The 24,928-nt window shown below is 72.3% G+C and carries 21 protein-coding genes and 4 pseudogenes; 7 read left to right on the forward strand and 18 right to left on the reverse strand.

What is annotated here, in order from left to right:
* Positions 1–17: 17 nt before the first annotated feature.
* The 8 genes and pseudogenes from ACFUJY_RS20410 to ACFUJY_RS20445 form a co-directional block, all read right to left on the reverse strand.
* Entirely contained in the window at positions 18–221 is a 204-nt protein-coding gene (locus tag ACFUJY_RS20410; protein ID WP_328902593.1) for an acyl-CoA carboxylase subunit epsilon, read from the reverse strand.
* An 18-nt stretch (positions 222–239) separates the two neighbouring features.
* Entirely contained in the window at positions 240–1,823 is a 1,584-nt protein-coding gene (locus ACFUJY_RS20415; RefSeq protein ID WP_383301377.1) for an acyl-CoA carboxylase subunit beta, read from the reverse strand.
* Positions 1,824–1,977: 154 nt separating this feature from the next.
* Entirely contained in the window at positions 1,978–3,222 is a 1,245-nt protein-coding gene (locus ACFUJY_RS20420) for a carbohydrate ABC transporter substrate-binding protein (RefSeq protein ID WP_383301381.1), read from the reverse strand.
* Positions 3,219–4,250, reverse strand: a complete 1,032-nt coding sequence (locus tag ACFUJY_RS20425) for a hypothetical protein (RefSeq protein ID WP_383301384.1) — start codon at positions 4,248–4,250, stop codon at positions 3,219–3,221. The genes ACFUJY_RS20420 and ACFUJY_RS20425 overlap by 4 nt, the downstream gene beginning before the upstream one ends.
* On the reverse strand, positions 4,247–5,650 hold the full coding sequence (locus ACFUJY_RS20430; RefSeq protein WP_383301387.1) for a hypothetical protein: 1,404 nt from the start codon (positions 5,648–5,650) through the stop codon (positions 4,247–4,249). Before ACFUJY_RS20430 ends, ACFUJY_RS20425 begins: the two co-directional genes overlap by 4 nt.
* A 77-nt stretch (positions 5,651–5,727) precedes the next feature.
* The gene (locus ACFUJY_RS20435) at positions 5,728–7,998 is read right to left on the reverse strand and encodes a tetratricopeptide repeat protein (RefSeq protein ID WP_383301390.1); all 2,271 of its coding nucleotides are present in this window, start codon (positions 7,996–7,998) and stop codon (positions 5,728–5,730) included.
* A complete protein-coding gene (locus ACFUJY_RS20440) occupies positions 7,995–9,347 on the reverse strand; it encodes a serine protease (protein ID WP_383301393.1) in 1,353 nt (450 codons plus the stop codon). The genes ACFUJY_RS20435 and ACFUJY_RS20440 overlap by 4 nt, the downstream gene beginning before the upstream one ends.
* Positions 9,348–9,426: 79 nt before the next feature.
* Positions 9,427–10,638: pseudogene (locus ACFUJY_RS20445) on the reverse strand (NPCBM/NEW2 domain-containing protein); the annotation flags it as partial.
* 99 nt (positions 10,639–10,737) lie between these two features.
* Between ACFUJY_RS20445 and ACFUJY_RS20450 the strand changes: the two are divergent.
* Positions 10,738–12,370 (forward strand): annotated as a pseudogene (locus ACFUJY_RS20450) (IS200/IS605 family accessory protein TnpB-related protein).
* A gap of 5 nt (positions 12,371–12,375) precedes the next feature.
* Here the strand turns inward: ACFUJY_RS20450 and ACFUJY_RS20455 are convergent.
* Positions 12,376–13,344, reverse strand: a pseudogene (locus tag ACFUJY_RS20455) (hypothetical protein); the annotation flags it as partial.
* Between the two features lie 375 nt (positions 13,345–13,719).
* On the opposite strand from ACFUJY_RS20455, the gene ACFUJY_RS20460 reads away from it, so the two are divergent.
* Complete coding sequence (locus ACFUJY_RS20460) at positions 13,720–14,949, forward strand: glycoside hydrolase family 64 protein (RefSeq protein WP_383301396.1); 1,230 nt, start codon at positions 13,720–13,722, stop codon at positions 14,947–14,949.
* Between the two features lie 78 nt (positions 14,950–15,027).
* On the opposite strand, the gene ACFUJY_RS20465 is transcribed toward ACFUJY_RS20460, so the two are convergent.
* Positions 15,028–15,567, reverse strand: coding sequence for a hypothetical protein (locus ACFUJY_RS20465; protein ID WP_383301399.1), 540 nt, complete (start codon positions 15,565–15,567; stop codon positions 15,028–15,030).
* Positions 15,568–15,792: 225 nt separating this feature from the next.
* On the opposite strand from ACFUJY_RS20465, the gene ACFUJY_RS20470 reads away from it, so the two are divergent.
* Complete coding sequence (locus ACFUJY_RS20470; RefSeq protein WP_383301402.1) at positions 15,793–16,413, forward strand: YceI family protein; 621 nt, start codon at positions 15,793–15,795, stop codon at positions 16,411–16,413.
* A gap of 5 nt (positions 16,414–16,418) precedes the next feature.
* Here the strand turns inward: ACFUJY_RS20470 and ACFUJY_RS20475 are convergent, their stop codons facing one another.
* The 3 genes from ACFUJY_RS20475 to ACFUJY_RS20485 all read right to left on the reverse strand — a co-directional run bounded on the left by ACFUJY_RS20475 (position 16,419) and on the right by ACFUJY_RS20485 (position 19,171).
* Positions 16,419–16,937: a proline dehydrogenase gene (locus tag ACFUJY_RS20475; protein WP_383301405.1), complete on the reverse strand. Its 519-nt coding sequence runs from the start codon at positions 16,935–16,937 to the stop codon at positions 16,419–16,421.
* 30 nt (positions 16,938–16,967) lie between these two features.
* Positions 16,968–17,510, reverse strand: coding sequence for a DinB family protein (locus ACFUJY_RS20480; protein WP_383301408.1), 543 nt, complete (start codon positions 17,508–17,510; stop codon positions 16,968–16,970).
* Between the two features lie 62 nt (positions 17,511–17,572).
* On the reverse strand, positions 17,573–19,171 hold the full coding sequence (locus tag ACFUJY_RS20485) for an FAD-dependent oxidoreductase (RefSeq protein WP_383301410.1): 1,599 nt from the start codon (positions 19,169–19,171) through the stop codon (positions 17,573–17,575).
* Positions 19,172–19,311: 140 nt separating this feature from the next.
* Here ACFUJY_RS20485 and ACFUJY_RS20490 point away from each other — a divergent pair, with 140 nt between their 5' ends.
* Both ACFUJY_RS20490 and ACFUJY_RS20495 read left to right on the forward strand, forming a co-directional pair.
* Positions 19,312–19,569, forward strand: coding sequence for a type II toxin-antitoxin system Phd/YefM family antitoxin (locus ACFUJY_RS20490; RefSeq protein ID WP_383301413.1), 258 nt, complete (start codon positions 19,312–19,314; stop codon positions 19,567–19,569).
* 26 nt (positions 19,570–19,595) lie between these two features.
* Positions 19,596–19,823, forward strand: a pseudogene (locus tag ACFUJY_RS20495) (Txe/YoeB family addiction module toxin); the annotation flags it as partial.
* Here ACFUJY_RS20495 and ACFUJY_RS20500 read toward each other — a convergent pair.
* A complete protein-coding gene (locus ACFUJY_RS20500; protein WP_383301416.1) occupies positions 19,798–20,304 on the reverse strand; it encodes an ATP-binding protein in 507 nt (168 codons plus the stop codon). The pseudogene ACFUJY_RS20495 and the gene ACFUJY_RS20500 overlap by 26 nt on opposite strands.
* A gap of 111 nt (positions 20,305–20,415) precedes the next feature.
* Between ACFUJY_RS20500 and ACFUJY_RS20505 the strand changes: the two genes are divergently transcribed.
* Together ACFUJY_RS20505 and ACFUJY_RS20510 are read left to right on the forward strand one after the other, a co-directional pair.
* On the forward strand, positions 20,416–21,240 hold the full coding sequence (locus tag ACFUJY_RS20505) for a Scr1 family TA system antitoxin-like transcriptional regulator (protein WP_383301419.1): 825 nt from the start codon (positions 20,416–20,418) through the stop codon (positions 21,238–21,240).
* The gene (locus ACFUJY_RS20510; protein WP_383301422.1) at positions 21,237–21,488 is read left to right on the forward strand and encodes a DUF397 domain-containing protein; all 252 of its coding nucleotides are present in this window, start codon (positions 21,237–21,239) and stop codon (positions 21,486–21,488) included. Before ACFUJY_RS20505 ends, ACFUJY_RS20510 begins: the two co-directional genes overlap by 4 nt.
* Here ACFUJY_RS20510 and ACFUJY_RS20515 read toward each other — a convergent pair.
* The 4 genes from ACFUJY_RS20515 to ACFUJY_RS20530 all read right to left on the reverse strand — a co-directional run bounded on the left by ACFUJY_RS20515 (position 21,485) and on the right by ACFUJY_RS20530 (position 24,797).
* Entirely contained in the window at positions 21,485–22,144 is a 660-nt protein-coding gene (locus ACFUJY_RS20515; protein ID WP_383301425.1) for a class I SAM-dependent methyltransferase, read from the reverse strand. The genes ACFUJY_RS20510 and ACFUJY_RS20515 overlap by 4 nt on opposite strands.
* A gap of 32 nt (positions 22,145–22,176) precedes the next feature.
* Positions 22,177–22,644 carry a carboxymuconolactone decarboxylase family protein gene (locus ACFUJY_RS20520; protein WP_383301428.1) on the reverse strand — a complete coding sequence of 156 codons (468 nt, stop codon included), beginning with the start codon at positions 22,642–22,644 and terminating at the stop codon, positions 22,177–22,179.
* A gap of 78 nt (positions 22,645–22,722) precedes the next feature.
* A complete protein-coding gene (locus ACFUJY_RS20525) occupies positions 22,723–23,850 on the reverse strand; it encodes a glycoside hydrolase family 3 N-terminal domain-containing protein (protein ID WP_383301431.1) in 1,128 nt (375 codons plus the stop codon).
* 92 nt (positions 23,851–23,942) lie between these two features.
* A complete protein-coding gene (locus ACFUJY_RS20530) occupies positions 23,943–24,797 on the reverse strand; it encodes a GH25 family lysozyme (RefSeq protein WP_383301433.1) in 855 nt (284 codons plus the stop codon).
* Positions 24,798–24,928: the final 131 nt, after the last annotated feature.

Below are 24,928 nucleotides of genomic sequence, written 5' to 3' on the forward strand. Positions count from 1 at the left end.
GCCTGCGGGCTCGGTCTTCAGCCCTGCCAGCTGTGCGGGGCCCGGAAGCCCGGGGTGCGTTCCAGGCGGCGCCAGCCGGCCGTGTCGCGGACTCGGGTGGGGGCCGTGGTGGGCTGGGCCGCGGCGCGGGCGAGGAGGACCGCGGTGATCGCGGCCAGTTCCTCGGGGTCCGCGAGGCCCTTCTCGACGCGCAGCACGGATTCGGCGGTGGCAGTGGTCATGAGTGGTGTCTCCGTCTTCTACTGCGGGGGGTTGCCGTGCTTGCGGGCCGGCAGGTCGGCGTGCTTGGTGCGGAGCATCGCGAGCGAGGCGATCAGGACCTCGCGCGTCTCGGCCGGGTCGATGACGTCGTCGACCAGGCCGCGCTCGGCGGCGTAGTAGGGGTGCATCAGCTCGGTCTTGTACTCCTTGACCATGCGGGTCCGCATGGCCTCGGGGTCCTCGGCCTCCGCGATCTGCCGGCGGAAGATGACGTTGGCGGCGCCCTCCGCGCCCATCACGGCGATCTCGTTGGTGGGCCAGGCGTAGGTGAGGTCCGCACCGATGGACTGGCTGTCCATGACGATGTAGGCGCCGCCGTACGCCTTGCGCAGGATCAGGGAGATCCGCGGCACCGTCGCGTTGCAGTACGCGTAGAGCAGCTTCGCGCCGTGCCGGATGATCCCACCGTGCTCCTGATCGACGCCGGGCAGGAAGCCGGGTACGTCCAGAAGAGTGATGATGGGGATGTTGAAGGCGTCACACATCTGGACGAACCGCGCGGCCTTCTCGGACGCCTCGATGTCCAGCACGCCGGCCAGGGCCTGGGGCTGGTTGGCGACGATGCCGACGACCTGGCCGTCCATCCGGGCCAGGGCGCAGATGATGTTGCGGGCCCAGCGCTCGTGGATCTCCAGGTAGTCGCCGTCGTCGACGAGCTCCTCGATGACCTTGTGCATGTCGTACGGGCGGTTGCCGTCGGCCGGGACCAGGTCCAGGAGGGCGTCGCCGCGCCGGTCGGCCGGGTCGTCGCTCGCCGCGGTGGGCGGGTTCTCCCGGTTGTTGGAGGGCAGCATCCCGATGAGGTACCGGACCTCGGCGATGCAGGTCTCCTCGTCGTCGTACGCGAAGTGCGCGACGCCCGAGGTCTCGGCGTGCACGTCCGCGCCGCCGAGGCCGTTCTGGGTGATCTCCTCGCCGGTGACCGCCTTCACGACATCCGGTCCGGTGATGAACATCTGCGAGGTCTCACGGACCATGAACACGAAGTCCGTCAGGGCGGGGCTGTAGGCCGCACCGCCCGCGCACGGACCGAGCATCACACTGATCTGCGGGATCACCCCGGAAGCACGCGTGTTGCGCTGGAAGATCCCGCCGTAACCGGCGAGCGCCGACACACCCTCCTGGATACGGGCACCCGCACCGTCGTTCAGCGACACCAGCGGCGCACCGGCCGAGATGGCCATGTCCATGATCTTGTGGATCTTCGTCGCGTGCGCCTCACCCAGCGCCCCGCCGAAGATCCGGAAGTCATGCGCGTACACGAAGACCGTGCGGCCTTCCACCGTCCCCCAGCCGGTGACCACACCGTCCGTGTACGGCTTCTTCGCCTCCAGGCCGAAACCGGTCGCCCGGTGGCGGCGCAGCTGCTCGACCTCGTGGAAGGAACCCGGGTCGAGGAGGAGCTCGATGCGCTCGTGGGCGGTCAGCTTGCCCTTGGCGTGCTGCGCCTCGGTCGCCCGGTCGCTGGGTCCGCGGCGGGCCTGCTCGCGCAGTGCCAGCAGTTCGGCCACACGGCCGCGGGTGTCACTCGGCTCGCCCTGGGTTTCGTCCACAACGGTCATGTAACGACCCTACGAACCCCGCCAAGAAAATCGTGCCGTCGACTCCGTACAGTCTCCTGCCCGGTTTACTGGTGGAGCCTGACAGAAGCCCGGGCCCATGCAGGCGAAGTACCAGCCGGTACCGGGTTCCTCTTGTGGGGGTTCCACAAAGGGTTCACTGTGGCCTGCCGCACACGCCGGTGAGCCGGGGGAGGGAGGCGGGCTGTTCGTTCTGCACCTTCTGGATGTCCTCCAGGCGCGGGAGCACCGGCTCGTCGGGGTGGGCCACGGTCAGCAGCACCGCCTCGTAGAACGCGTCCCGCACCGCCGCCGGCATCACGTCCGACGCGTCCAGGCACAGCGGCACCCGCTGCTCCGTGAGGCGCCGGCCGACCTCCTTCTCGACCGCGCCCTCGCGGGCCGGGACGGCGGAGTTGGCCGAGAACACGCCGCCCTTGCGGCCCCACTCCTCCTGGGCCTGCTCGGAGGTGAGCCGCCTGACCAGCGCGCGGGCCCGGTCGCCCTTGCCGAACAGGGCGGCGAAGTCGGCGGAGACCTCGTGCGCCTTCACACTGTACGAGCCGCCGGGCAGCAGCCGTGCCGAGTCCGTGAAGGCGGCCCCGGCGCTGCGGTCCCCGTAGAAGGCGCGGGCGAAGGAGCCCTGGTGTTCGAGGGAGCATCCGCTGTCCCCGAAGAGCAGCCCGGGTGCCCCGTCCTCGCCCCGGTGGTCGCCTTCGAGGATGTCCGCGCGCGCGTCGGCCGGTCCCTGGGCCAGCAGCCCGGCCCAGGTGCGCCAGGCGGTGACGACCTGGGGGGCGGTCCACTCCAGTTCGCCGGTCGCCCAGCGCGCGTACAGCACCGGACCGGCCTGCTGGAGGAGCAGGTCCTCGATCCAGTCGCTGCCGGGCCAGCCGGACGAGCCGTCGTCGCCCATGGCCAGGCACCAGGCGCGGAGCGGGGCGGGCCGGGACGGCGGAGCCTCGCCCTCGCGGAACCACACGATGGACTTGAGGTCCACCTTGAGCGGCACCCACAGGTGCTGCCCTATGCCCTTGGCCACGGGCAGCCACGGTTTGCCGTACTCCTCCTCGTCGTAGAGGCCGGTCAGCGACTGGAGCCGGCCCTCCTTCGCGTATTCGACGAGTTCGCCGACGCCGGGCAGGATCGCGATGTCCGGCGGGTTGCCGGCCTGGACCTCGGCGAGCAGCACCTCGCGGGTGGCCGCGGTGCCCTGGTAGGTGTACGGGATGCCGAAGCCGTCCAGGACGTCCTTGAACTGCCGTTCCTGCTCGTCGGTCCAGGGCCCGAGGATCGTCACCCGGGGTTCGGCGTCGCTGCCGCCTGGGGCCGCGAGGCCGCAGCCGGCCGCGGTCAGAAGCAGGGCGAGGACGAGCAGGAGCACCGGCGTCCGCGGTCTCATCCGGCCCTCCAGTAGTAGTCGGCGTTGAGCCTGCGGCCGAGACCGGCGACCGGCAGCAGGAGGATGAGCGTGCCCGCGCCCAGGGCCCCGTAGTACGTCCAGCTCTGCCAGCTCTCGACGGCCAGCCGGTCGCGCAGGTCGAACGAGGTGCGGGTGACGAACGACTGGGCCTCGGCGAGGTGGTTCCGGTCGTGGTCGCGGGCCCGGTCCTCGATGGCGGCCAGCCCGTGGCGGGCGGTGTCCAGCCGTTCCTGGGTGGCGACGGTCGCCCGCAGCGGTACGACGGCCAGGGCGACGGTCAGCAGCAGCGCCGCGAGCAGCCACGGGTCCAGGCTGCGTCCGCAGCGGCTGCGCAGCAGCCACAGGGAGCTGAGCAGGGTCAGGGCGAGGACGAGGAGGCCCAGTTCGGCGACGGCCCAGCCGGTGAGCTGGAGGGGCCCCAGGGTGCTGATCCGGGCCATGCGCTGCATCTGGTGGTGCTGGAGCACGTCCAGCCTGGGCACGACTCCGGTGCCCGGCCGGTCGAGCTGCCGTGCCGCCTCGGCCAGCTTCTGTCCCTGCATCAGCTCGTCGTCCACGTACGTGGTGGTGCCCGGGGTGATGGAGCCGCCGTACGAGGTCAGTACGCCGGTGACGGTGGCCAGGACGCCCCGGCCGCGCTCCCCGTCGATCTGTACGTCGGAGAGCCGGGACAGGCCCTGGCTGGCGGCGGCGAGCTGTGCCTCGTAGCGCGCGCCGGCCCCGACGACCCGGTCGATCCCGGAGCCCACGGAGGTGACGGCCTCATGGTGGGCGCGGAGCAGGGCGAGCTGGGTGGAGGCCACCCCCTGCACGGCGGGCGCGGCGTGGGTGCGCATCTCACCGGCGGCGTTCTGCACCTCGCGGTACGAGACGAGCAGCGCGGTCATGGAGACGAGGGCGGACAGCAGGGCGACGGCCAGGTGCAGTTCGAGCAGGCGCCGGGTGCGCGATCCGGTGCGCCGGCGCGCCCGGAAGGGACGCGTCCACCGGGTGGGCCGGGGTGTCACAGGAGCCTCCCGCAGGCGATGCAGTACCGGGCGTGCGGCCCGGCGAGGTGGCGGCAGCCGGGGCACTTGACGGGGGTGCCGGCCGCGTGGGCGGGCAGGTCGAGCAGGTGGCCGGAGGCGACGTGGAGCCGGCCCTCGCGCACGGTCCCCCGGTCCACGGTGGGCCCGACGCGGACCAGGCCGCGCACCCCGTCGACGATGTCGGCCACCTTCCGGATGTCGGCGAGGACCCAGGCGGCGCCGATCTCGTGGGCGAGCCGGACCGCGAGGCCGAACTGCCGCTCGGCCTCGTCGCGGCTCATCGGGTCCAGGGCGGCGTAGCCCCGGTTGAGGGCGGCGCGCATCCGGGTGGCGGCGTTGACCGCGTCGACGGTGCCGCCTCCGCCGCCGGTGCCGCCGGCGCCCACGGCGACGCCCGGGGGCAGCCAGCGGACCAGGAGCGGGGCGGTGGCGTCGCCGACGGACACGGTGGCGAGCTGGAGCAGCACGCCGAGCGGGTCGGTGCTCGCGTCGACGCCCAGGGTCAGGAGGTAGTCGCGGGTGCCCGGCTCCCACTGGTGGGTGGCGAACGCGTACCGGTGCCGGTGGTCCGCTCCGGTGACCGCGGTGAGCAGGAGCGGCCGGGGCGCGGTCTCGGTCAGCGTCACGCCGGTCACCGCGGGGCGGCCGGTGACGGTGACGGGCAGTTCGGGGCTCCGGACCCGGCGCAGCCGCCGCAGCGCCCCGGTGACGGCCGGCGCGAACCGGTCGGGCGCGGTGTCCGCCGTGCCGTGCAGCCCCTCGGTGAGGGCGAGCAGCGGCGCGGGGTCCCAGTCCGCGCCGAGCGCGAGCACGTCCGCGCTGAACGCCCCCTCGCACGCGGCGATCTCCGCCCCGAGGGCCGCCTCGCCGGCCGGGTCGTGGCCGCCGCCGTCGGTGACGAGAACCAGGTGCCGTACGGGCAGGGGCCGTTGTCCGAAGAGGGCCCGGGCGGCGGTGAGCCAGGCCCCGTACCCCGGCGGCGGCCGGTCGTCGGGGGTCGGCGCGACGCTCCCCGCGCTGAACGCGGCGCGCCGCTTCTCATCGGTGTCCGCGAGGGCCCATGCCCCGCGCAGCGGGTAGCGGCGGCTTGGCCCGTCGTCCCCGGCGCCCCCGAGCACGGCGAACGACAGCCCGTCGGGCAGGGCGCGCAGGGCTGCGGCGAGCGCGGCGGCGGCGGCATCCCTGCGCGCCGGGGCGACGTCCAGCGCGAGGACGACGGCGAGTTCGGTGGCGGGCCGCTGGTCCCGGGGGCCGGTTCCGGAGGCCTTGACGCGCACATGGGCGTCGATCCGGGTCTCGTGGTGCGGCTGCTGGTCGCGCCGGACGTCGACGGACACGGCGAAGCGGAGCCCGGTCGGCGAGGGGGCGGGAGCGGCCATGAACGGATCTCCAGGGGTACGGCGGCGGGGGCGCGGGGCGCCGGGGTGGACGGTCGGGCGGCCCGGGGGGGGGCTCCTCAGAACCGTGTCTGCGGGCGCACCGCGTGCGAGAGGTCGATCAGCCGTTCGTGGTCCTCGGGCTTCTGGCGCTGACGGGCCAGCCAGCGGTAGCACTGCTCCAGTTCCGCGCGGACCTCCCGTTCACCGGGGACGGGAGGGGGCGGGAGGGCCCTGCAGGGCCAGGTCCGGGGCGCCGGAGGGGGGTCGGCGGCCGCCCGGACCGCGTCGAGTTTCCACTCGTACAGTTCCGTGCGCAGCAGCCAGGCCGCCTCGTCGCCGGCGACGACGGGGGCGGCGATCGCCTTCAGCGCCGCGTCGATCTCCGGCTCGCCGGGGAGCGGCCGGTCCCCCGAGGCCAGTCGGGCGGCCCGGATGCGCAGCGCGGCGACCCGGGCCACGGTGTGGTCGCGGGACTCGTCGGGGACCAGGTCCAGGACCCGGACGGCGGCGGCCCGGTCGCCGCGGGCGAGGGCGAGCCGGGCGAGGCCGAGGGCGGCGCCGACGTGGGACGGGTTGCGGGCGTGGACCGCGCGGAACAGTTCGTAGGCGGACGGGCCCGCCCCGGGGCCCACTTGTTCGGCGCAGTACGCGAGGGCCAGTTTCGCCGCGTACTCGCCGGGCAGGGCGCGGTGGACGGCCGAGAAGTGGGCGTGGGCGGCCTCGAGGAGCGGCCGGCGCTCCGCCGGGCGGACGTCGGAGCCGCGGAGGGCGACCAGCCCGCGGTGCCAGCTGAGGCGCCACTGCCGTACCGGGCCGGGCCCGGGGATCGCCGCCGCCGCCTCGACCTGCTCGTGGGCCGCCGTCAGCGCGCCGGCGCCCTCCTGGCCGAGCAGCAGCCGGGCGTTGTGCAGGCAGATCTCGACGGACCGCTCCCCCTCGGCCGGCTGGGCGAGCGGCTGGCCCGGGTCGTAGCTGCTGACCCCGAAGCGGGCGGCCTGCGGGTCGCCGGGGTAGGGCCGGGGCACCGGCAGCCTCCGGGCGATCTCCGTGGGGGTCGGTGTCCCCGGGTCCAGCGCGGGCGCCGGGGGCGTCTCGCGGCGGCGGTGCGGCGGGCGGCTCAGCCAGTGCGCGTAGTCCGGCACCGAGCCCAGGCGGGCGCCGAGCAGTTCGGTGGAGGGCGTGAAGTGCGTGGAGGGCTCGGGCTGGTCGCGCTTGCCGCGCAGGGCCCGGATCTCGCGGAGCACCCCGCGCAGCTGCCCGGCCATGTCCTCGGCGGTGCCGAACCGTGCCTCGGGGTCCTCGGCGGTGGCCCGCGCCACGACGAGCCGGAAGGAGCTGATGCCGAGCCCGGGGACGTCGTCGCCGACCGCCCAGCGGGCCAGTTCGTCGAGGGTGACGCCGACGGTGTGCACGTCGTGGGCCACGGTGAGCGGCTTGCTGCCGTCCGTCTCCGGGGCGGCGTAGTACGGGGTGATCACGGGCGGCGGGTCGACGCTGCCCGCCTTGCGGACGCCGCCGAGGTCGATGACCTTGATGCCGTCGAGGTGGTGGATCACGTTGGACGGCTTCATGTCGCCGTAGAGGAAGCCCATCCCGTGCAGGTGGGACAGGGCCTCCAGGATCTGGCAGCCGTAGGTGATGACGTGTTCGATGTCGAGGACGAAGGCGCCCCGCCGGACCGACTCGACCAGGGCGGACAGGGTGCGGTCACCGACGTCCTCCATGACGATGTAGCCGCCGGAGACGGTGCCGTCGGCGTTGGCGGTGGAGACGAAGTCGCGGATCTGGACGATGCGTTCGTGCCGGATGGCGACCAGGCTGCGGCGCTCCTCACCGGCCTGGGCGGCGCCGCGTTCGGCGTAGCGGTTGAGGAGGCCCTTGACGGCGACGAAGTCCTCCAGGTGGGTGTCCTCGGCGAGGTAGACCCAGCCCTGCCCGCCGTGGGCGATGGGGCCCCGGATGACGTACTGGTCCTGGAGCGGCGGGCCGTCCTTGGTGAGCTCGGGGCGGTACGAGTAGGGCGCTCCGCAGACCGGGCAGTACCCCTCGTCCGGGGGCGGGGCGGCGGTGTGCGGCGGGACGAACGCGGTGTCGCAGGACTTGGCCGAGCAGGTCATCACGATGCGCACGGGGTGCTCGGCGGCGGCCAGCCGTTCGGCCGGGCTGCCCGGGTCGAGCAGCGGGAGTCCGAGGAGCCGGGCGGGTCCGTGGTCCTCGGGCGCGGCGGGCAGCGCCGGGAGGCCGGGGGCGGTCTCGTCGCGACCGCAGGTGTCGCAGTAGCCGGTGGGCTGGACGGCGCCGGTGCAGGGGCCGCCGGTGAAGCGGCGGTGCGGGCAGGGGATTCTCATGGACGGCCCGGTCCGGTGCGCTGTCCGGGCAGGCCCGGCGCGTCCGCGAGGTCGGCGCGTAACTCGCGTAACAGCTGCTTGAGCCCCACGAGCCGGGCATGCGGCTCCCGCAGGGCGCGCAGCTCCCCCAGCCGGTGCCGGCGGGCGGCCGGGTCGGTGGCCGGGCGCGGCGGCGCCGACGCGGAGTCGGTCAGGCCCTCCAGGCGGGACCAGGTGCGCTCCATCCGCTCCGCCTTCCTCACCAGCTCCTCGGCGCGCTCGTCCAGCGCCGGCACGAGCAGGTCGCGTTCCACCGCGCCGGGCGCCGGGCCCCCGGTACCGCGTACGACGACCAGCAGCCGGAAGCCGAGGGTGTGCACCCGGGCCAGTACGCGTACGAGCCCGGCCGGGTCCGGGTCCTCGTCCAGTCCGATCACCGCGAGGACCGGGCCGGCGGCGGGGCGTCCGGCGAGGGAGCGTTCGGGTTCGTCGCCGCCTTCGAGGAGCCAGTCGCGGTAGCGGTTGCGCTGGTGGCGCGGGGGGCGCAGCTGGGCGACCAGGGTGTCCACCAGTTCGTCGGGGCGGCTGCGTCCGCCCTGGTGGACGAGGTGGGCGCGGTGGAGCTGGTGGCGCAGGGTGCGGTCGCGGCCGCCGCCCTCCGGGATGACGCTGAAGCGCACCGAGGGCTGGTCGGCGCCCGCGAACCAGCGCCGGAGCCGCCCGGCGAAGGCGTGGTCCCAGCCGTCCGGGCCGCTCAGCTCGGCGACCAGGGGCACGAGTTCGGCGATGCGGTCCACCGGGATCATGTACGAGAACGCGAGGTCGTTCTCCGTGGGCAGTCCCATCTCCAGGTCGCCGCGCCAGCTGACGACGAGGCCGACGACGCTCTCGGGGCGTTCGCCCTCGCGCCCGGTGTGGACGGCGGCGCCGCTGAAGCCGGGGCGCACCACCTCCGCGTTGGTGCGGGCGTCGAGCTGCACCCAGTCGCCGTGGAGGCCGCTGATCCGGCCGGCGAGCCACATGCCGTCCGCGTCGAACGGGGCCGCGTAGCCGCCGAGCCACACCTCGGCGCCGCGTTCGAGGCGCCGGGACAGGGGTGCGGGTTCGGCCTGGGGGCGGGGGCCGTCCAGGGCGAGGACGGCGATGTCCTCGCGGTCTTCGAGCCAGCCGTCCGGGGCGACCCGGGCGGCGACGGGCGGGATGCGCGGGTTCTCGGCGAACTCGACCCACATCCGGGCGTCGGGCTGCCCGACGACGTGGGCGCAGGTCAGCATCCGGTCCTGGGTGATCAGCACCCCGGCTCCGCGCACCGGCCCCTCCGGGCCGTCCCGGCGCAACCGCAGTCGCCAGTCCGCTCTCAACTCCCCCATGGTGCACGAGCGTACGCGCGCACCGGCCCCGCTTCCCAGAGTCCGGACACAAAGGGAGGCGGGGCCGGTGCCGTGGGGCTCAGCTTCCGCAGTGGAAGCGGGCGTCGCCCCAGTCCGCGTGGTCGTTGCCGTTGCCGTCGCCGCCGTCAGCGGCGATCAGTTCGACGTACGCGGCTCCGGTGACGTCCGCCGTGAGCGACCAGGCGGCGTCCGAGGCGCGGAGCACCGGGGACTTCGCCTTCTCGGTGCCGTCGGCCTTCACGGAGAACTGGACGCTGCCGGCGGTCTTCTGGACGTCGTCCACGCCGACCTCGGCGGTGAAGGAGGTGCACTGCCCGCCGAGGTAGTAGCGGATGGCCGCCGGGGCGTGGCTGCCGAGCCCCTTCTCGTAGACCGTGCCGCCGATCGTCAGCGCGGTGCCGTCACCGGCGCCGGTCTCGCCGTTGGACAGGTCCCGCTCGACCGGCCCCCAGCCGTTGGTGGCGTCGGTCCAGTCCAGGTCGCTGGCCCAGCCGTCCTCGGTGGGCGGCGGGGGCAGCGTCCGTACGGAGGTCTGCGCGCCGAGCTTCCGCTGCCCGTCGCCGGCCGTGTACGTGGCATGGGAGGCCAGGGTGTACGTGCGGTACTCGGCGTCCACCGGCGGGGTGACCTGCCAGCGGGCGGTGACCTTCGCGCCGGGGGCCACGGAGTCGAAGGTGACGGCTCCGGCGGGCTCGGCCTGCCAGCCCTCGGGGAGGTCGAGGTCCACCCGCACGCCGGTGGCGGCGGTGGACTCGTAGTTGGTGAAGCTCGCCTCGACGGGGTTGGCGGCGCCCGGCTCCAGCGTCTCTCCGCCGGCCGCGAGGGCGAGCGTGCCGCAGGCCGCCCGCTCACCGGCGGGCGCCTCGCCGAGGTCGGTCACCGTGAAGGCGTCGAGCACGAAGTCGGCGCCCTCCGGGGCGTCGCCGCGCTTGCGCAGTCCGGTCCAGGTGTCGCCGCAGCCCGCCGTGACGGTCTCCGTGAAGTGGCCGGTGGTGTGCTGGGCGCCGACGGCGGTGGTCCGGGTCTCGACGGAGGCGGGCTTGCCGTCGGCGGTGATCCGGTCGTAGCCGTCGACCCACTCGTAGGCCCCGGCGTGGCTGGACTGGTAGTCGTACTCGACCTGGTAGCGGTGGCCCGAGGTCATCGGGACGGTCCAGGGGGCCGTGCGGTAGACGAGGCCGGTGTTCTCCTCGTGTGCCTTCAGGGACTCCTTGCCGCCGATCACGTCGTCGATGAGCTTCCCGTTCCAGCCGGCCTGGCACGGTGGTGCGGGGGGGTGGCGTGAGGATGTGGGTTCTCGGATCGAATGGGTGACCTGGTGGACGGTTGCTCGTTGTGCTGGGTGACGGGCTGGGCCGGTGGGGGTGCGATGGTGGACGCGGTGAGGGAGGTGGCGGCGTCGTTCGTGGTGCCCGGACCGTCCGGGGTGGCAGTGCGGGACCGCCTCAAGCACCTCACCGAACAGGACGAGCGGGTGCTGAGGGCCGTCGGCGCGCACCAGGGTGGGCTGGCGTCGCGTGATCTGAAGGCCCGGTGTGCGGACGGCTTGGACCACGATGCTGAGTCGTGGGCTTCGCGCAAGCGTGGGTTGACGGGAGTGTCGTCGTCGCGGATCGCCGGGGCGATCACGAAGGCGTCGCATGATCAGTGGGCGCTGGCGAGGCGGGGCCTGGCGGCGCACATCCGCTCCTTGGAGGCCGGGATCAGAACCTTGCGGCACCGGTTGTCGCTCCCGGTCGGGACCGAAGGCACCAAGCGCGCGGCGGGCGGATATCGGTCCCGGGGTGAGTGGTTCCAGAAGTCGCGTCGCCTCAAGGCCCTGGAGGACCGACTGGCGGCTGCTGTTGCGGACTGGCGGTCGGGACGAGTGCGGGTCGTACGGGGTGGGAAGCGCCTGTTGAAGACCCGCCATCACCTGGCCGAGGCCGGGCTGGGCGAGGGTGAGTGGCGTCAGCGGTGGGAGGCGGAGCGTTGGTTCCTGGCGGCGGACGGTGAGTCGGGGAAGCGGTACGGGAACGAAACGATCCGCGTCACCCCGGACGGCCGGGTCAGCATCAAGCTCCCCGCCCCCTTGGCCCACCTGGCCAACAGCGCACACGGCCGCTACACCCTCACCTCGTCGGTGGCTTTCGCGCACCGGGGCGCGGAGTGGGCCGACCGTATCGAGGCGAACCGTGGTGTGGCCTACCGCATCCACTACGACACCGACCGAGGGCGCTGGTATCTGACCGCGTCCTGGCAGAAACCAGTCGTGCAGACCGTCCCGTTGGAGGCGGCTCGTGCTGGTGGTGTGATCGGTGTGGACACCAACGCCGATCACTTCGCCGCGTACCGCCTCGACGCCCATGGCAACCCGGTCGGCGAACCACACCACTTCCCCTACGACCTGTCCGGAACAGCCGCACACCGTGACGCGCAGGTCCGCCACGCCCTCACCCGCCTCCTGCACTGGGCCACACGGTCCGGCGTCACCGCGATCGCCATCGAGGACCTGGACTTCGGTGCGGAGAAGACCCGGGAGAAGCACGGACGCAGGAAGCGTTTCCGGCAGCTGGTCTCCGGTATGCCGACCGGCAGGCTCAAGGCCCGCCTTGTCTCCATGGCCGCCGAACACGGTCTCGCGATCATCGCGGTCGACCCGGCCTACACCTCCCGGTGGGGTGCTCAGCACTGGCAGAAGCCACTGACCACCCCGCACCGGAAGATGTCCCGTCACGATGCCGCCGGTATCGCGATCGGGCGACGCGCCCTCGGACACCCGATCCGGCGTCGGACGACACCGCCCCGTGCGCACCGGAGCGATGCGCACGGGCATCGGACCGTCCAGGCCGCACCAGGTGCCCCAGGACGTGAGGGACCCCCGCCCCCGCATCCCCGGACCACGGACACGATCCGTGCCACCGGACGCGGCGAGAACGCGGGCAACCAGGACACCCAATACCGTTCGGGATGTCCGCAGCGAACAGGAATGGGTCCAAGACTCACTCCTGCTCACTGAGTAGGAACGGTGCGTGGCCTGGCTGGCGAAGAAACGGGATGTGGGTGATGACCCGGTCCGCGGTGTCCTCGCTGCCCGGCGCGACCACGCCGATCGAGCGGAACGCGACGGCCTCGTCCTGCCAGTCGACGGTCCTGTCGCCGTTGGCGTCGGGCGTGACGACGACCTTGGCCCAGGGCAGGGCGTCCCCGCTCTCCGCTTCGGCGCGCCCTCGCCCCGGTAGGTCCACTGGCCGGACCAGACGGCGACCCGTGTCGTGCCGTCGTCCTCCTTGCGGGCCTGGTGCCAGAACCGTGCGTCGTCCCCGCCGGTGGCGCCGGACGGCTTGTCGTACGAGGAGTTGGACTCCACGGCCGCCGCCAGGGAGCCGGTGTTGAGGAGGGCGTACGTGGCGCCGGCGGGCGCGGATTCGGCGGGGGTGTCCGGGGTGACCTTCGCGAAGACGTCCGCGGTCCTGGTGGAGTCGGTGTCCAGCTTGGTGAAGGCCGTGGCCGCCCCGCTGTCCGTACTGGCGACGGAGACCAGGTCGTGCCCGGGTATGTCGATCGTGCCCACGCGGAACGCGCCGGTGTCGCGGACGGCCGTGACCTTGAACGTGGTGGCGCGGCCGGACACGGAGAGCACGGCGTCGATCTCGACCCCGGGCAGGTCGGTGAAGACCAGCGTGTAGCGGGCGGCCGAGCCGGTGACCTTCGGGGCGCCCTTGAGCTTCACCGGGTGCGCGGTGCCGTTCAGGGTGACGGCGGTGACCGGGCGGGTGGAGCCGGTCAGCTGCGCGCCGGTTCCCCGGTCGGTGTACGTGAGGACGCGCGGGAAGTCCGCTGCGACGGCGACCGCGAGCTGCGCGGAGGCGATGACGGGGCTGCCCGCGGGCACGGCGGCGGCAGCGGGTGAGGGGGCGGCGGCCACGGCGGGGAGGGCGGTCCCCACCAGGGCCAGGACGGCTGCTGAGGCGGCGGCTGCGACGCCCACCGGCATACGGCTTGGTGACATGTGCACTGCGTAGTCGTCGGCTCCGCGCACCGTCAACGACGGACGGCGCCGAGGGCTTCGCCAGTCCAACAACCGCCCTCCGTAAGTCCAAGCGAGCCCAAGTGGGGCCGGACCGGGACATCCGGGGCGCCGTGTTCAGTTCCTGATCACACGCCGAGACGCCCCAGGGGGCCGGCCCGGCAAGTGCCGCTCACCAGCGTCGAGTTGTGAAGAGTTCTTCTTTTTGAGAGCGCTCTCAGTCACAAGTCTTGACGCCCGTCCTCCACGTCGAGAAAGTGGTGCGCACCGCGGACGCCCCCCGCTCCACCTCCCCCGCACGGTCCCCCGTCCGCACCCCCCACGTACCCCCGGAGTCGCCTCATGATTTCGCGCCGGAAGTTCCTGACGGGCGGTGCCGCCGCCACCGCCACCGCACTGACCTACCCCCTCTGGGGCAGCGCGCTGAGCCCGAGCGCGTCGGCCTCCGCCGCCACCTGCGAACTCGCCCTGGTCAACAAGTCGCTGCCCGGCCGCGTCAACGCCTACGTCACCGGCCACGAGCAGGGCACCGGCCGCTGGGTCCTGCTGCGCGCCGACGGCGGCGTCTACCACCCCGACTCCCCCTCGGCACCGCAGACCCCGCTGCCGGTCGACTGCGCGATCCCGCTGAACGGGGCGGGCGGCGCGCCCGTGGTGCTGACCCTGCCCCAGATGTACGGCGCCCGCGTGTACTTCGTCCGCGACGACACCCTGACCTTCTACCTCAACCCCGGCCCCGCCCTGGTCGAGCCGGCGTTCGCCACCTCCACGGACCCGAACTACGGGCGGACCTGGTCGTTCTGCGAGTTCACGTTCAACCCGCAGCAGCTGTACGCCAACATCAGCTACGTCGACCTGGTGACCGCGCTCCCGATCGGCCTGACCCTGGAGGGCGACGCCACGCACACCGTCGCCCCGCTCCCCGACGGCGCCGTGCAGCGGATCGCCGACGGCCTCATCGCCCAGGCGGCCGCCGACGGCCAGCCCTGGGACAAGTTGGTGACCCGCGGCGCGGACGGCAGCGTGCTGCGGGTCATCTCGCCGCAGAACCTGATGGCGCCCTACTTCGACCGCCCCGACCAGATGCCGTTCCGGGACCTGTTCACGGCGCAGATCGACCAGGTCTGGGAGAAGTACCGCTCGACGGACCTGCGCATCGACCTCCAGGGCGGGCGCGGGGTGCGCACGGGCCGGGTCAGCGGGGACACGCTGGTGTTCGAGGGCGGGCACACCTTCGGCAAGCCGGTGTCGAAGGACATCTTCACCTGCAACCACGGGCCGTTCACCAACAACCCGGCGGACAACGACGACAAGAAGGCCCTGCTGGCCCGGCTCGCGGCGGGCTTCAACCGCTCGATCATGCTCAGCCACCCGGACCAGCCCAACGGCACCTCGGTGTCCGACTACTACCAGGGCGCGGTGACCAACCACTGGTCCCGGATCGTCCACGCCAACAGCCCGATCGGCTACGCCTTCCCGTACGACGACGTACGCCCGGACGGCCAGCCGGACGTCTCGGGCGCCGCGAACGACGGCAACCCGAGGCGGTTCACGGTGAGCGTCGGTTCCTGACCTCACCCCACAGGCAGGGAGGGCCCCCGTCCGGGCGGGACGGGGGCCCTTCCTCACGCGTGCGCGGCCCGGACCGGGTCAGCAGCCGCCGCAGTTGTAGTAGGTCACGTCCCAGTGGTTGCCCTCGTCGGCGTAGACGTTGCCGGAGGCGGACTTGTACTGGGGTGCGCCGTCGCCCCGCAGGCCGATGTAGCTGAACGCGCTGTGCACGTAGTTGGTGAGGCAGGTGGTCTTGCCGAAGTCCAGCTTGTAACCGTTCCAGTGCGAGTACGTACCGCTCGCGTGCCCGGTCTCGGTGCCGCCGGTGATGTTCAGGGCGCAGCCGGTGGCGCTCTTCAGGGTCTGGGCGCCCTGGGCGGTCGCCAGGTTGAGCTGGTCGAACGAGGTGCAGGTGGAGACGTTCCGGTTGGAGCAGCCGCCGGAGGACGACCAGGTGATCCCGGACGAGCTGAAGCGGGCGGTCGCCTGGCTGTGGGTGAGTTTGGTGACGGCGTACGCGTCCGTCGTGCCGCTCACCAGGCCGAAGCCGGGGGCGAAGAGAACGCCGAGCACGAGGGCGAGGGCGGTCAGGACGGGGCGCAGCGTCATCCGGGAGACATGGGGGGCGTGAAAGGCCATGGGGGGATTCTCCTCCTGTGCATGACAAAGGGGCAGGAGAGATGGTGCCCCAGTTCTACGCGCGTCGCCAGGGGGTCTCGCGTAACGGCCGCGTGAACGGACGGTGGGAGCCGTAACAGTCCTCGCGATAGATGTTGAACTTTGAACAAGATGGGTCTACAGTGAATCTCGTTGAAGGTTAAACAACAGGTCGAGTCCACTCGGCCCGGTCCCCGAGGAGGAGCCATGGCTCTGTTCAACCGCAAGTCCGACGACGCCGCTGCCGCCGCCACGACCACGGCCGACGTCGACCCCGCCCTGGCCGCCCTGACGGGTGACTACACGATCGACCCGGCGCACAGCAGCATCGGCTTCACCGTGCGTCACGCCATGGTCACCAACGTCCGCGGCTCCTTCGCCGAGCACGAGGGTTCCCTGAAGCTGGACGGCAGCGATCCGGCCAACTCCACCGCCTCGATCGACGTGAAGATCGCCAGCGTGGACACCGGCATCAAGGACCGCGACGGCCACCTGGTGAGCGGTGACTTCTTCGACGCCGAGAAGTTCCCCCTGATGACGTTCCGCTCGACCTCCGCCGAGCAGCTGGGCGGCGACAAGTACCGCGTCACCGGCGACCTGACCATCAAGGACGTGACCCGCCCGCTCGCCATCGACCTGGAGTTCAACGGCTCCGCCAAGGACGTCTACGGCAACGAGCGCGTCGGCTTCGAGGGCGGCGCCGAGATCCTGCGCTCCGACTGGGGCCTGACCTGGAACGCGGCGCTGGAGACCGGCGGCGTCATGGTCAGCGACAAGGTGAAGCTGAACTTCGACATCTCCGCGATCAAGGCCGCCCCGCAGGCGTAATCCGCTCAGCGCGGCGCGTCGAGCACCCGCGCGGCGGCAGCACGGAGGCCCTTCACCGCCTGGTGAAGGGCCTCGTCGCGCCGGGCGGCCGGCACGGTGTGCGCGGCCCTGTGCGCGGTGTCGCCGGCGCGGGCGTCGGCGACCATCCGCCGCATGAGCTCGGCGCGCTCGGCGGACGCCCGGCCCACCCGGCCGACCGCCGCCACCATGGCGTCCGGCCCCTCCACGAGGACCACCTCGGCGGCCCGGTGCACCTCGCGGGCCAGGCCGACGAACACGCCGACCCGCTCGTCCACCGCCGCCATGTCCGGCCGCTCCGGCCGCAGCGCCTCGAACACGGCGTCCAGCGCGATGTCCCGGTCGTGCAGCGCCCCGAGGTACGCCACGTACGCGTCCCTGCGGTGCTGCCTGCGCCACTGGTCGTACTGGGAGCGGGCCGCCGTCCGCCCGGTGACGAAGGCCGCCCCCAGCGTGGCGAGCGAGCCGACGGCGGCCCCTATCAGCGCGGCGACTTCGGCATCCATGCGCGCCATTGTGCCGCCGCCCGGACCCGATCAGCCCATGGACTTCGAGCCGTCCAGGGATTCCCGGATGATGTCCGCGTGGCCGGCGTGCTGCGCGGTCTCCGCGATGATGTGCATCAGCACCCGGCGGGCCGACCACGTCGCGTCCCCGTCGAACCACGGGGCCTTCGGCAGCGCGTGCGCGACGCCCAGGTCCGGCAGCGAGGCGACCAGCTCGTCGGTCTGCGCCGCCGCCTTCTCGTACGCGTCGAGCACGCCCGCCAGCGTCTCCCCCGGCAGCATCCTGAAGTCGTCGGCACGCTTCGCGAAGTCGGCCTCCGTCATCGCGGTGAAGTCCGGCATCGCAGCGGCGCCCTCCACGATGAACGCGGCCCAGCTCCGCTCGACCGAGGTCACGTGCTTGACGAGGCCACCGAGGCACAGCTCGCTCTTCGTGGTCCGCTCCCCCACCTGCTCGTCGGTCAGGTCGCGGGTGGTGAACCGCAGGAAGTGCCGCTGCTTGCCCAGCGCCTCCAGGTAGTCCGCCCGCTCGTCCGAACCGGTGTGCGCGATAGCCGTCTCGTTGGCGTTCATGGTGTCACTGCCTTCCGTCGTTCCTGTTCCGCCCTCAGGAATGACAGTAGGAGTGCATTAGGTCAGGTCCGGTCCTGTACGCGGACTCGACGCCGCCTGACCTTCAGGGCGTTGTCCGTACGGGTGGTGGGGTTGCCGTCCGGGTCGTTCTGGACGCGCTCGTGCTCGTCGCTGAGCAGCACCTCCCACTCCCCCTCCGGCAGTTCCAGCTGGGCCAGCACCTCGTCCGGGGTCGGCAGCTCCATGTCGGCGTGGTGGTGGTCCCAGGCCGGGAAGCCCGCGTGCCCCACGATCAGCAGCACCCCGCCCGGGGCGACGGCGCGGGCCGCCCGGTGCAGGATGCGGGCGCGGGGCAGGTCGCCCATGGAGTGCAGGAACTGCGCCGAGACCAGGTCGTACGACCCCTCGGGGAACGTGGCGCCCAGGTCGTGGAACTGCCAGTCCACCCGGTCGGCGACCCCGGCCTCCGCCGCGTGCTCGGCGGCCCGGGCCAGCGCCACGCGCGAGATGTCCGTCGCGGTGACCTGCCAGCCCCGGCCGGCCAGCCAGACCGCGTCCGCGCCCTCCCCGCAGCCCAGGTCCAGCGCCCGGCCGGGCGCCAGGTCCTCGACCTCGCGGACGAGCACGGTGTTGGGCTTCCCGCTCCAGATGCGGTGGCTCTCGCGGTACCGGTTGTCCCACAGCTCCGCGTCGGACGGGGCGTGGCGGGCTTCCACGGCGCTCCGGGTGTCGTCGGTGACGAGGTCCCCGTTGATGGCCGCGCCCGCCTTGAGCCCGGCCGCCGCCGCGCCGATCACCTGGTCCATGAGGCCGGTGACGTTGCCGGCCACCCACACCCCGGCCGCCGCCGTGGCGCCGGTCGGGTCCGCCTCGATGTACGAGCCGACGGTGTGGCCGCCCATCTCCAGCGGTACCGGCCGCAACCCCAGGCTCTCCAGTACGCCGGAGCGCGCCGTGAACCGGGGCTGGACGACCACGGCCGCCCGCTCGACCACCCGGCCGCCCGCGAGCCGGACACCGGTGAGCCGGTCGTCGGTCACCTCCAGGCCGGCCACCTCGCCGTCCACGACCGCGATGCCGCGCGCCGCGAGCTGCTCGTACTCCTCGTCGGAGGGCTCGGGCCCCTGGTGCAGGAAGAGTGTGACGTCCTCGCTCCACTGCCGCCACAGCAGCGCCTGGTGCACGGCCATGGGGCTGACCGCGATGACCCCGATCGCCGCGTCGCGCACCTCCCAGCCGTGGCAGTACGGGCAGTGCAGCACCTCGTTGCCCCACCGCTCCGCCAGGCCCGGCACCGCCGGCAGCTCGTCGGTCAGCCCGGTCGTGACCAGCAGCCGCCGCGCCGTGACGGCGGTCCCGTCCCCGCGCACGACCCGGAACCCGGCGTCCTCCGGCAGCCGCTCGGCCACGGTGACCTCGCCGGTCACGACCTCGACCCCGTACCCGGCGACCTCGTCCCGGCCGATCGCCAGGAGCTCCGAGGGCGGGGTGCCCTCGCGGCCCAGGTAGTTGTGGACGTGCGACGCGGGCGCGTTGCGCGGAGTGCCCGAATCGATCACGAGCACGGAGCGCCGGGCCCGCCCGAGGGCCAGCGCCCCGCTCAGCCCGGCGGCCCCGCCACCGATCACCACTACGTCGTACGTCTGCGTGTTGTCGCTCATGCGAACCTCCTCCATCTAGGGGAGATGGTGCGCGCCGGACGCCGCTCCGGCAAACATCCTTGCCGGTGCGGCAAAAGAGGACTCAAACAGGAAGTACGTTGTCTTGGAGGGCTGGCGACACACGCGGCAGGAGGAAACCCATGGCCATCAGCGCAAGCCAAGCGCGGAGGGACTTCTTCGGTCTGATCCATCGCGTCACCGAAAACCACGCGCCGGAGCACGTCACGTCGAAGGCGGGCAACGTCGTGATCATGTCTGAGGAGGACTACAACGCCTGGGAGGAGACGATGTACCTACTGCGCTCCCCCCGTAACGCCGCCCGCCTCATGCGCTCCACCGAGCAGATGGACGCCGGACGCGGCACCGTACGAGACCTGATCGACACGGACGAGGCGTGAAGACGTCGCTCTCGGACGACGGGTAGGAGGACTCCACCCACTGGGCCGACACCGACCGCAAGGCACTCCGGAGGGTCAACGACCTCATCAAGGAGATCAAGCGGACCCCTTTCGAAGGCAGGGGCAAGCCCGAGCCACTGAAGGGGAACCTGTCCGGCTGGTGGTCACGCCGCATCACACAAGAACACCGGCTGGTCTACCGCGTCACCGACTCCGGCGGCCTGGAAATCATCCAGGCCCGCGACCACTACTGACCGCCAGGGTCGGAAAGATCTCAGCAGCGCGGTCCACATGATCTCGCTGACGAATCCGCGCCGGTGCGGCGAACTCGCACCACACGATCTTCCCCGGGATGCGCTCGCTGACGCCCCATGTGGCTGCCAGCGCGGCGACCAGCATCAGGCCGCGTCCGCGTTCCGCCGTGGGGTCCGAGGACGGCGCCGCCTCCGGGACCTCACCGTCGCCGCTGTCGTGGATCTCGACCCGCAGCCGGGTCTCCGCGCGGTCCCAGTACAGGAACAGCCGGTAACCCCGGCCCGGCGGCACGCCGTGCACGAGCGCATTGGTCGCGAGCTCGCTCACGCAGAGCAGCACGTCATCGGTGTTCACCTGGTGCGCCTCGCACGCCCAGTCGAGCAGGGCCTGCCGTACGAACCTCCGTACGAGCGGCACCGACCGCCGCTCCCGGCGGTAGAACGCTTCGCGGAATTCGAGGAGTTGAGTTGGCTCGTTCATGAGACGACGGTCACATACGGTCACTATGTTTGTGCATCGCGTCAGGTCGTACGGAGTCGATGTACGACCGCTGACGGGTCATCACCAGCGCTCAGCGGGGAGAGGCACTGCATGGCGAACCCGAAGCAGAACAGGAAGCGCGTCACAGCGTGGCACGTGATCGGTGTACAAGTGGCGACCTTCCGGCGGGCCGCCGGGTTAACGCAGGCCGCCCTCGCGGACATGTGCCGTGTCAGCGAGGACACGATCGCGTCGATCGAGCAGGGGCGGCGCCCGCTTCAGCTGGACTTCGCGATCCTCCTGGATCGGCTCCTGGAAACCAAGGGGGCCTTGCAGGTCGCCGTGGAGAAGGTGCCGGAGAAGGAACGGTTCCCGCTGTTCGTACAGGACTACGTGGAGCATGAGCAGGAGGCGGTCTCGCTGCACTCATACCAGAACCAGGTGGTGCCCGGGCTCCTCCAGACCGAGGATTACGCGCGAGCGGTCTTCAAGTCCCTCTACCCACCCTTGGAGCCTGAGGAGGTGGAAGAGCGAGTGAAGAACCGTATGCAGCGCCGGGCGCTCCTGGAGCGGAAACCGCGTCCGATGCTGAGCTTCCTCTTGGAAGAGGTGATCCTGCACCGACCCATCGGGGGGCCTGAGGTCCTGCGCGAGCAGATCGGGCGTCTGCGTGAGTACGCCGAACTCCCCTTCCTGAGCCTCCAGATCATGCCGACCAGCCGCCAGACACACGCCGCCCTCGACGGCCCGATGGTGCTGCTCGAAACCCCGGATCACGATCACGTGGCCTACATCGAGGGGCAGCGCGTCAGCTACCTGATCGATGAGCCTGAGGAAGTCAGCGTCTTCCAACAGAAGTGTGGGATGCTCCGATCGCAGGCGCACTCACCCGAGGAGAGTGTCTGCCTAATGGACGACCTGCTTGGAGAGACATGACCCGCGCAGCACACGGCACCGGCCTCAGCTGGTTCAAGTCAAGCTACAGCGGCAGCGAAGGCGGCAACTGCGTCGAAGTCGCTTACAACTGGCACAAGTCGAGCTACAGCGGCAGCGAAGGCGGCGACTGCGTCGAGGTCGCCGCGCACCCCGCCGCCGTGCACATCCGGGACTCCAAGGTGACCGACGGGCCCGTGCTCACCGTCCCGCCCGCCGCCTGGGACGCCTTCCTCCGGGCGAACGCCTAACGCCTCGTCGCCGTGAGGTACACGCGGCGGGCCGGGATCTCGTCCTCGTACGCCTCGCGGACCGTGCAGTCGTCGGTGCCGAAGCCCGCCTCGTGGGCCGCCCGGCGGAGCTCGTACGCGGTGTACTCCGCCCAGTAGACGCGGATTTCGCTGCCCAGGGGGTCGGCGATGACGCCGTCGGCCTCGCCCTCCTTCGCGACGACGAGCAGCCGGCCGCCGGGGCGTATCGCGGCGGCCCAGGACGCCATCGTGTCGGGCAGCCGGCTCTTGGGCTGGTCGTGGAGCGAGTAGTACGCGACGAGGCCGTCCAGCGGGCCGCCCGTGAGCGCGCCCTGGTCCATGACGGCGAACCGGCAGCCGGGCTGCTCCCGGCGGGCGAGCGCGACGCAGCGGGGCGAGAGGTCGATGCCCAGCATGTCGAGGCCGTAGGCCGCGAGCAGGGCCGTGACGTGGCCGCAGGGACCGCAGCCCGCGTCGTACACCCGGCCGCCCGCCCCGACCCGCTCCGCGAACGCGCGCAGCACCCCCAGGTCGTACGGCTTCGCCTCCAACTCGTACCGGAAGACCTGGAGATACCGCTCCGCGCGCGCGTCCCACGTACGCACGACGTCGGCGGAGCTGCCGGGTTCCGGCGAGGACAGCGGTATGTCGGCCATCACGGCAACGTACCGTGCCGGTCGGGCCCTTCTCAGGCGTATTGACCCACCACGTAGTCGCCCGCCGGCTGCCGCACCAGCACGTTCATGCGGTTGAAGGTGTTGATGACGGCGATCGCGGAGACCAGGGCCGCGAGCTGGTCCTCGTCGTAGTGCTCGGCGGCGTCGGCCCAGACCTCGTCCGGGACACCGCCGTCCGCGAGGCGGGTGCCGTGTTCGGTCAGTTCCAGCGCGGCGCGCTCGGCGTCGGTGAACACGGTCGCCTCGCGCCAGGCCGCGACCAGGTTGAGGCGGGTCGCGGTCTCCCCGGCGTGCGCGGCCTCCTTGGTGTGCATGTCGAGGCAGGCCGCACAGCCGTTGATCTGGCTGGCCCGCACCCGGACCAGTTCCTGGGTGGAGAGGGGCAGCGTCGAGTCCTCCAGGGCCCGGCCCGCCGCGACGATGTGCTTCAGGGTCTTGGCCGAGGGAGCGTGCGCGAAGAGGTCGAGGCGAGCGTTCATGATCGGTTCCTGCCTTCTGTCGAGCGGTGGCTACACCTCTCTGACGGAGCGGCCGGGACCGAGGTAACAAGCGCCCCGTCACAGCCCCGCGCGCAGGGCGTTCACGCGGGCCGCCGCAGCGTCGAAGGCGGTCGGGTCGAGTGAGCCGCCCAGGGCGTCGGCCAGGGCGGCGACGGCCTCGTCGCCCTGGGAGACGCTGCGGGCCGAGCAGAGCAGCAGGTCCATCCCGGCGGCGGCGGCCTTCACGGCGCGCTGCGACGTACTGCCGTAGGACGAGAGCGCACCGGCCTCCAAGGCGTCGGTGACGGTGACCCCGGTGAAGCCGAGGCGGTTGCGCAGCTCGCCGACGACGGTCGGGGAGAGACCGGCCGGACGGGCGGAGTCCAGCCCCGTGTAGACCGCCCAGGACAGCATGACGAGCTTGACGCCCGCCGCGATCGCGTCCCGGTAGGGGGCCTCGTCCACGCTACGGAGCGTCGAGGCGGACGTGGTGATCGTGACGGACCGCAGGTCGGTGTTCTGGCTCGCCGACGCCGGGCCCAGGCCCGGGAAGTGCTTGGCGGTCGCGGCGACGCCCTCGCGCTGCTGGGCGGTGATGAAGTCGACGCCGCAACTGGCCACGGCTGCGGCCGACTTGCTGTACGAGCGCTCGTACTGGTCGGTGAAGTCGCCGTCCTTGCGGTAGACGTCGAGGACCGGCGCCAGGTTGACGTTCATGCCGACCCCGGCGAGGTTGAGGCCCGCGCCGCTGCCGGTGAAGTCGGCCCAGTAGTGCGGATCGGCGGAGGCCCCGACGTCCTTCGCGGACTTGACGGGCTCCCCCGGGAGGCGGCGGATCAGGCCGCCCTCCTGGTCGGTCATGAGGAGGAGCGGCGCCTTGACCGGGGACGAGGCGTGGGCTTCGTTCATCGTCCGGATGACGCCCTCGATCTGCGTCAGGTTCTGGATGTTCTCGCCGAAGAAGATGACGCCCGCCGTGTGGCCCTGCTCGATGGCCGTCAGCAGGGACGCGGGGGGTGTCGCGCCCGGGTAGGAGTGGATGACGCGCTGCCCGGCGCGCTGGAGGGGGGACAGTGCGGAGAAGCGGGGCCGCGTGCTCTCGGGCAGCCGGCGGGCCGCCTCCGCGCCGGCCGCCGGGCCCAGACCGCCGGCGAGGGCGGCGGCCCCGGCGATCAGGGCGCCGCGCCGGCTCAGGGGTGGGATCATGACGTGCTCCTTGGTGAACGGTCGGGGGCGGGGCCGGAGCGGCTTTACCCGGCCGCTCCGGCTCGTACACCTATACGTCTATACGCCTGCGTTCACGGCGTGTTGTTCGCCAGGGCGAGCAGCCGGGAGCGGTCGCCGCCGAAGCGGTCCCGGTCGACGTTGCCGGAGACGCCGCTCACCGAGCCGGTGGAGCTGTACTGCCAGACGGTGTAGAAGGGGAAGCCCGACGGGATGCTGGGAGTGCCGGTGGTCCAGTGCGCGACCCACAGCGGGCTGCGGGCGGACATGCCGCTCCAGCCGCCGGTGCAGGTGTTCCACCAGCTCGGGCTGGTGTAGATCACGACGTCGCGGCCGGTGCGGGCCTTGTACCGGTTGTAGAAGTCGAGAATCCACTGCTGCATGGACGCCTGCGAGTAGCCGTAGCAGGTGCCCTCGATGTCCAGCACGCCCGGGAGCGTGAGGTTGTCGCGCGACCAGGCGCCGCCGTTGCTCGCGAAGAAGTCGGCCTGCGCCGCGCCGCCGGAGACGTCCGGGCGGGCGTAGTGGTACGCGCCCCGGATCACGCCCGCGTGGTAGGCGTTCAGGTAGTTGGCGCTGAACGTCGGGTCCTTGTACGTCAGCCCCTCGGTGGCCTTCATCCAGGCGAACTCGATGCCCGCGCCGCGCACCGAGTTCCAGTTGATGGAGCCCTGCCAGCTGGAGACGTCGATGCCCTCGGGGGCCGCCTTGAGGTTGGCGTCCGGCTGTGCGCCGAGGTGCAGTTGCCGGGTGTCCGGCTTGAAGTCCCTGGTGTCCTGGACGTAGCCGACACCCATGTAGCCCTTGCCGAGCGGGACGGGGTTGTCGTGGCGGGGCGCCGACGAGGCGGTGCCGGACATCAGACCGAGCAGCAGAGCCGCGGTCGTGCCGAGGACACCGGCCACGGTGAGTCTCTTGCGAGTGGTCATGAGGAGCCTCCTGCTGTGGGGGGAAAGCGGCCGTGGCCGGCCGCTCGGGCAGCACGCTTCACGCATGGTCTACGCGCGTCCACTTGTCGCGAACACGACACAGTGAGCCACAGGAACCGCCCCCTGGTAAA

This window comes from Streptomyces sp. NPDC057249 (genome assembly GCF_042669245.1).
In the GTDB taxonomy this organism is placed as follows: domain Bacteria; phylum Actinomycetota; class Actinomycetes; order Streptomycetales; family Streptomycetaceae; genus Streptomyces.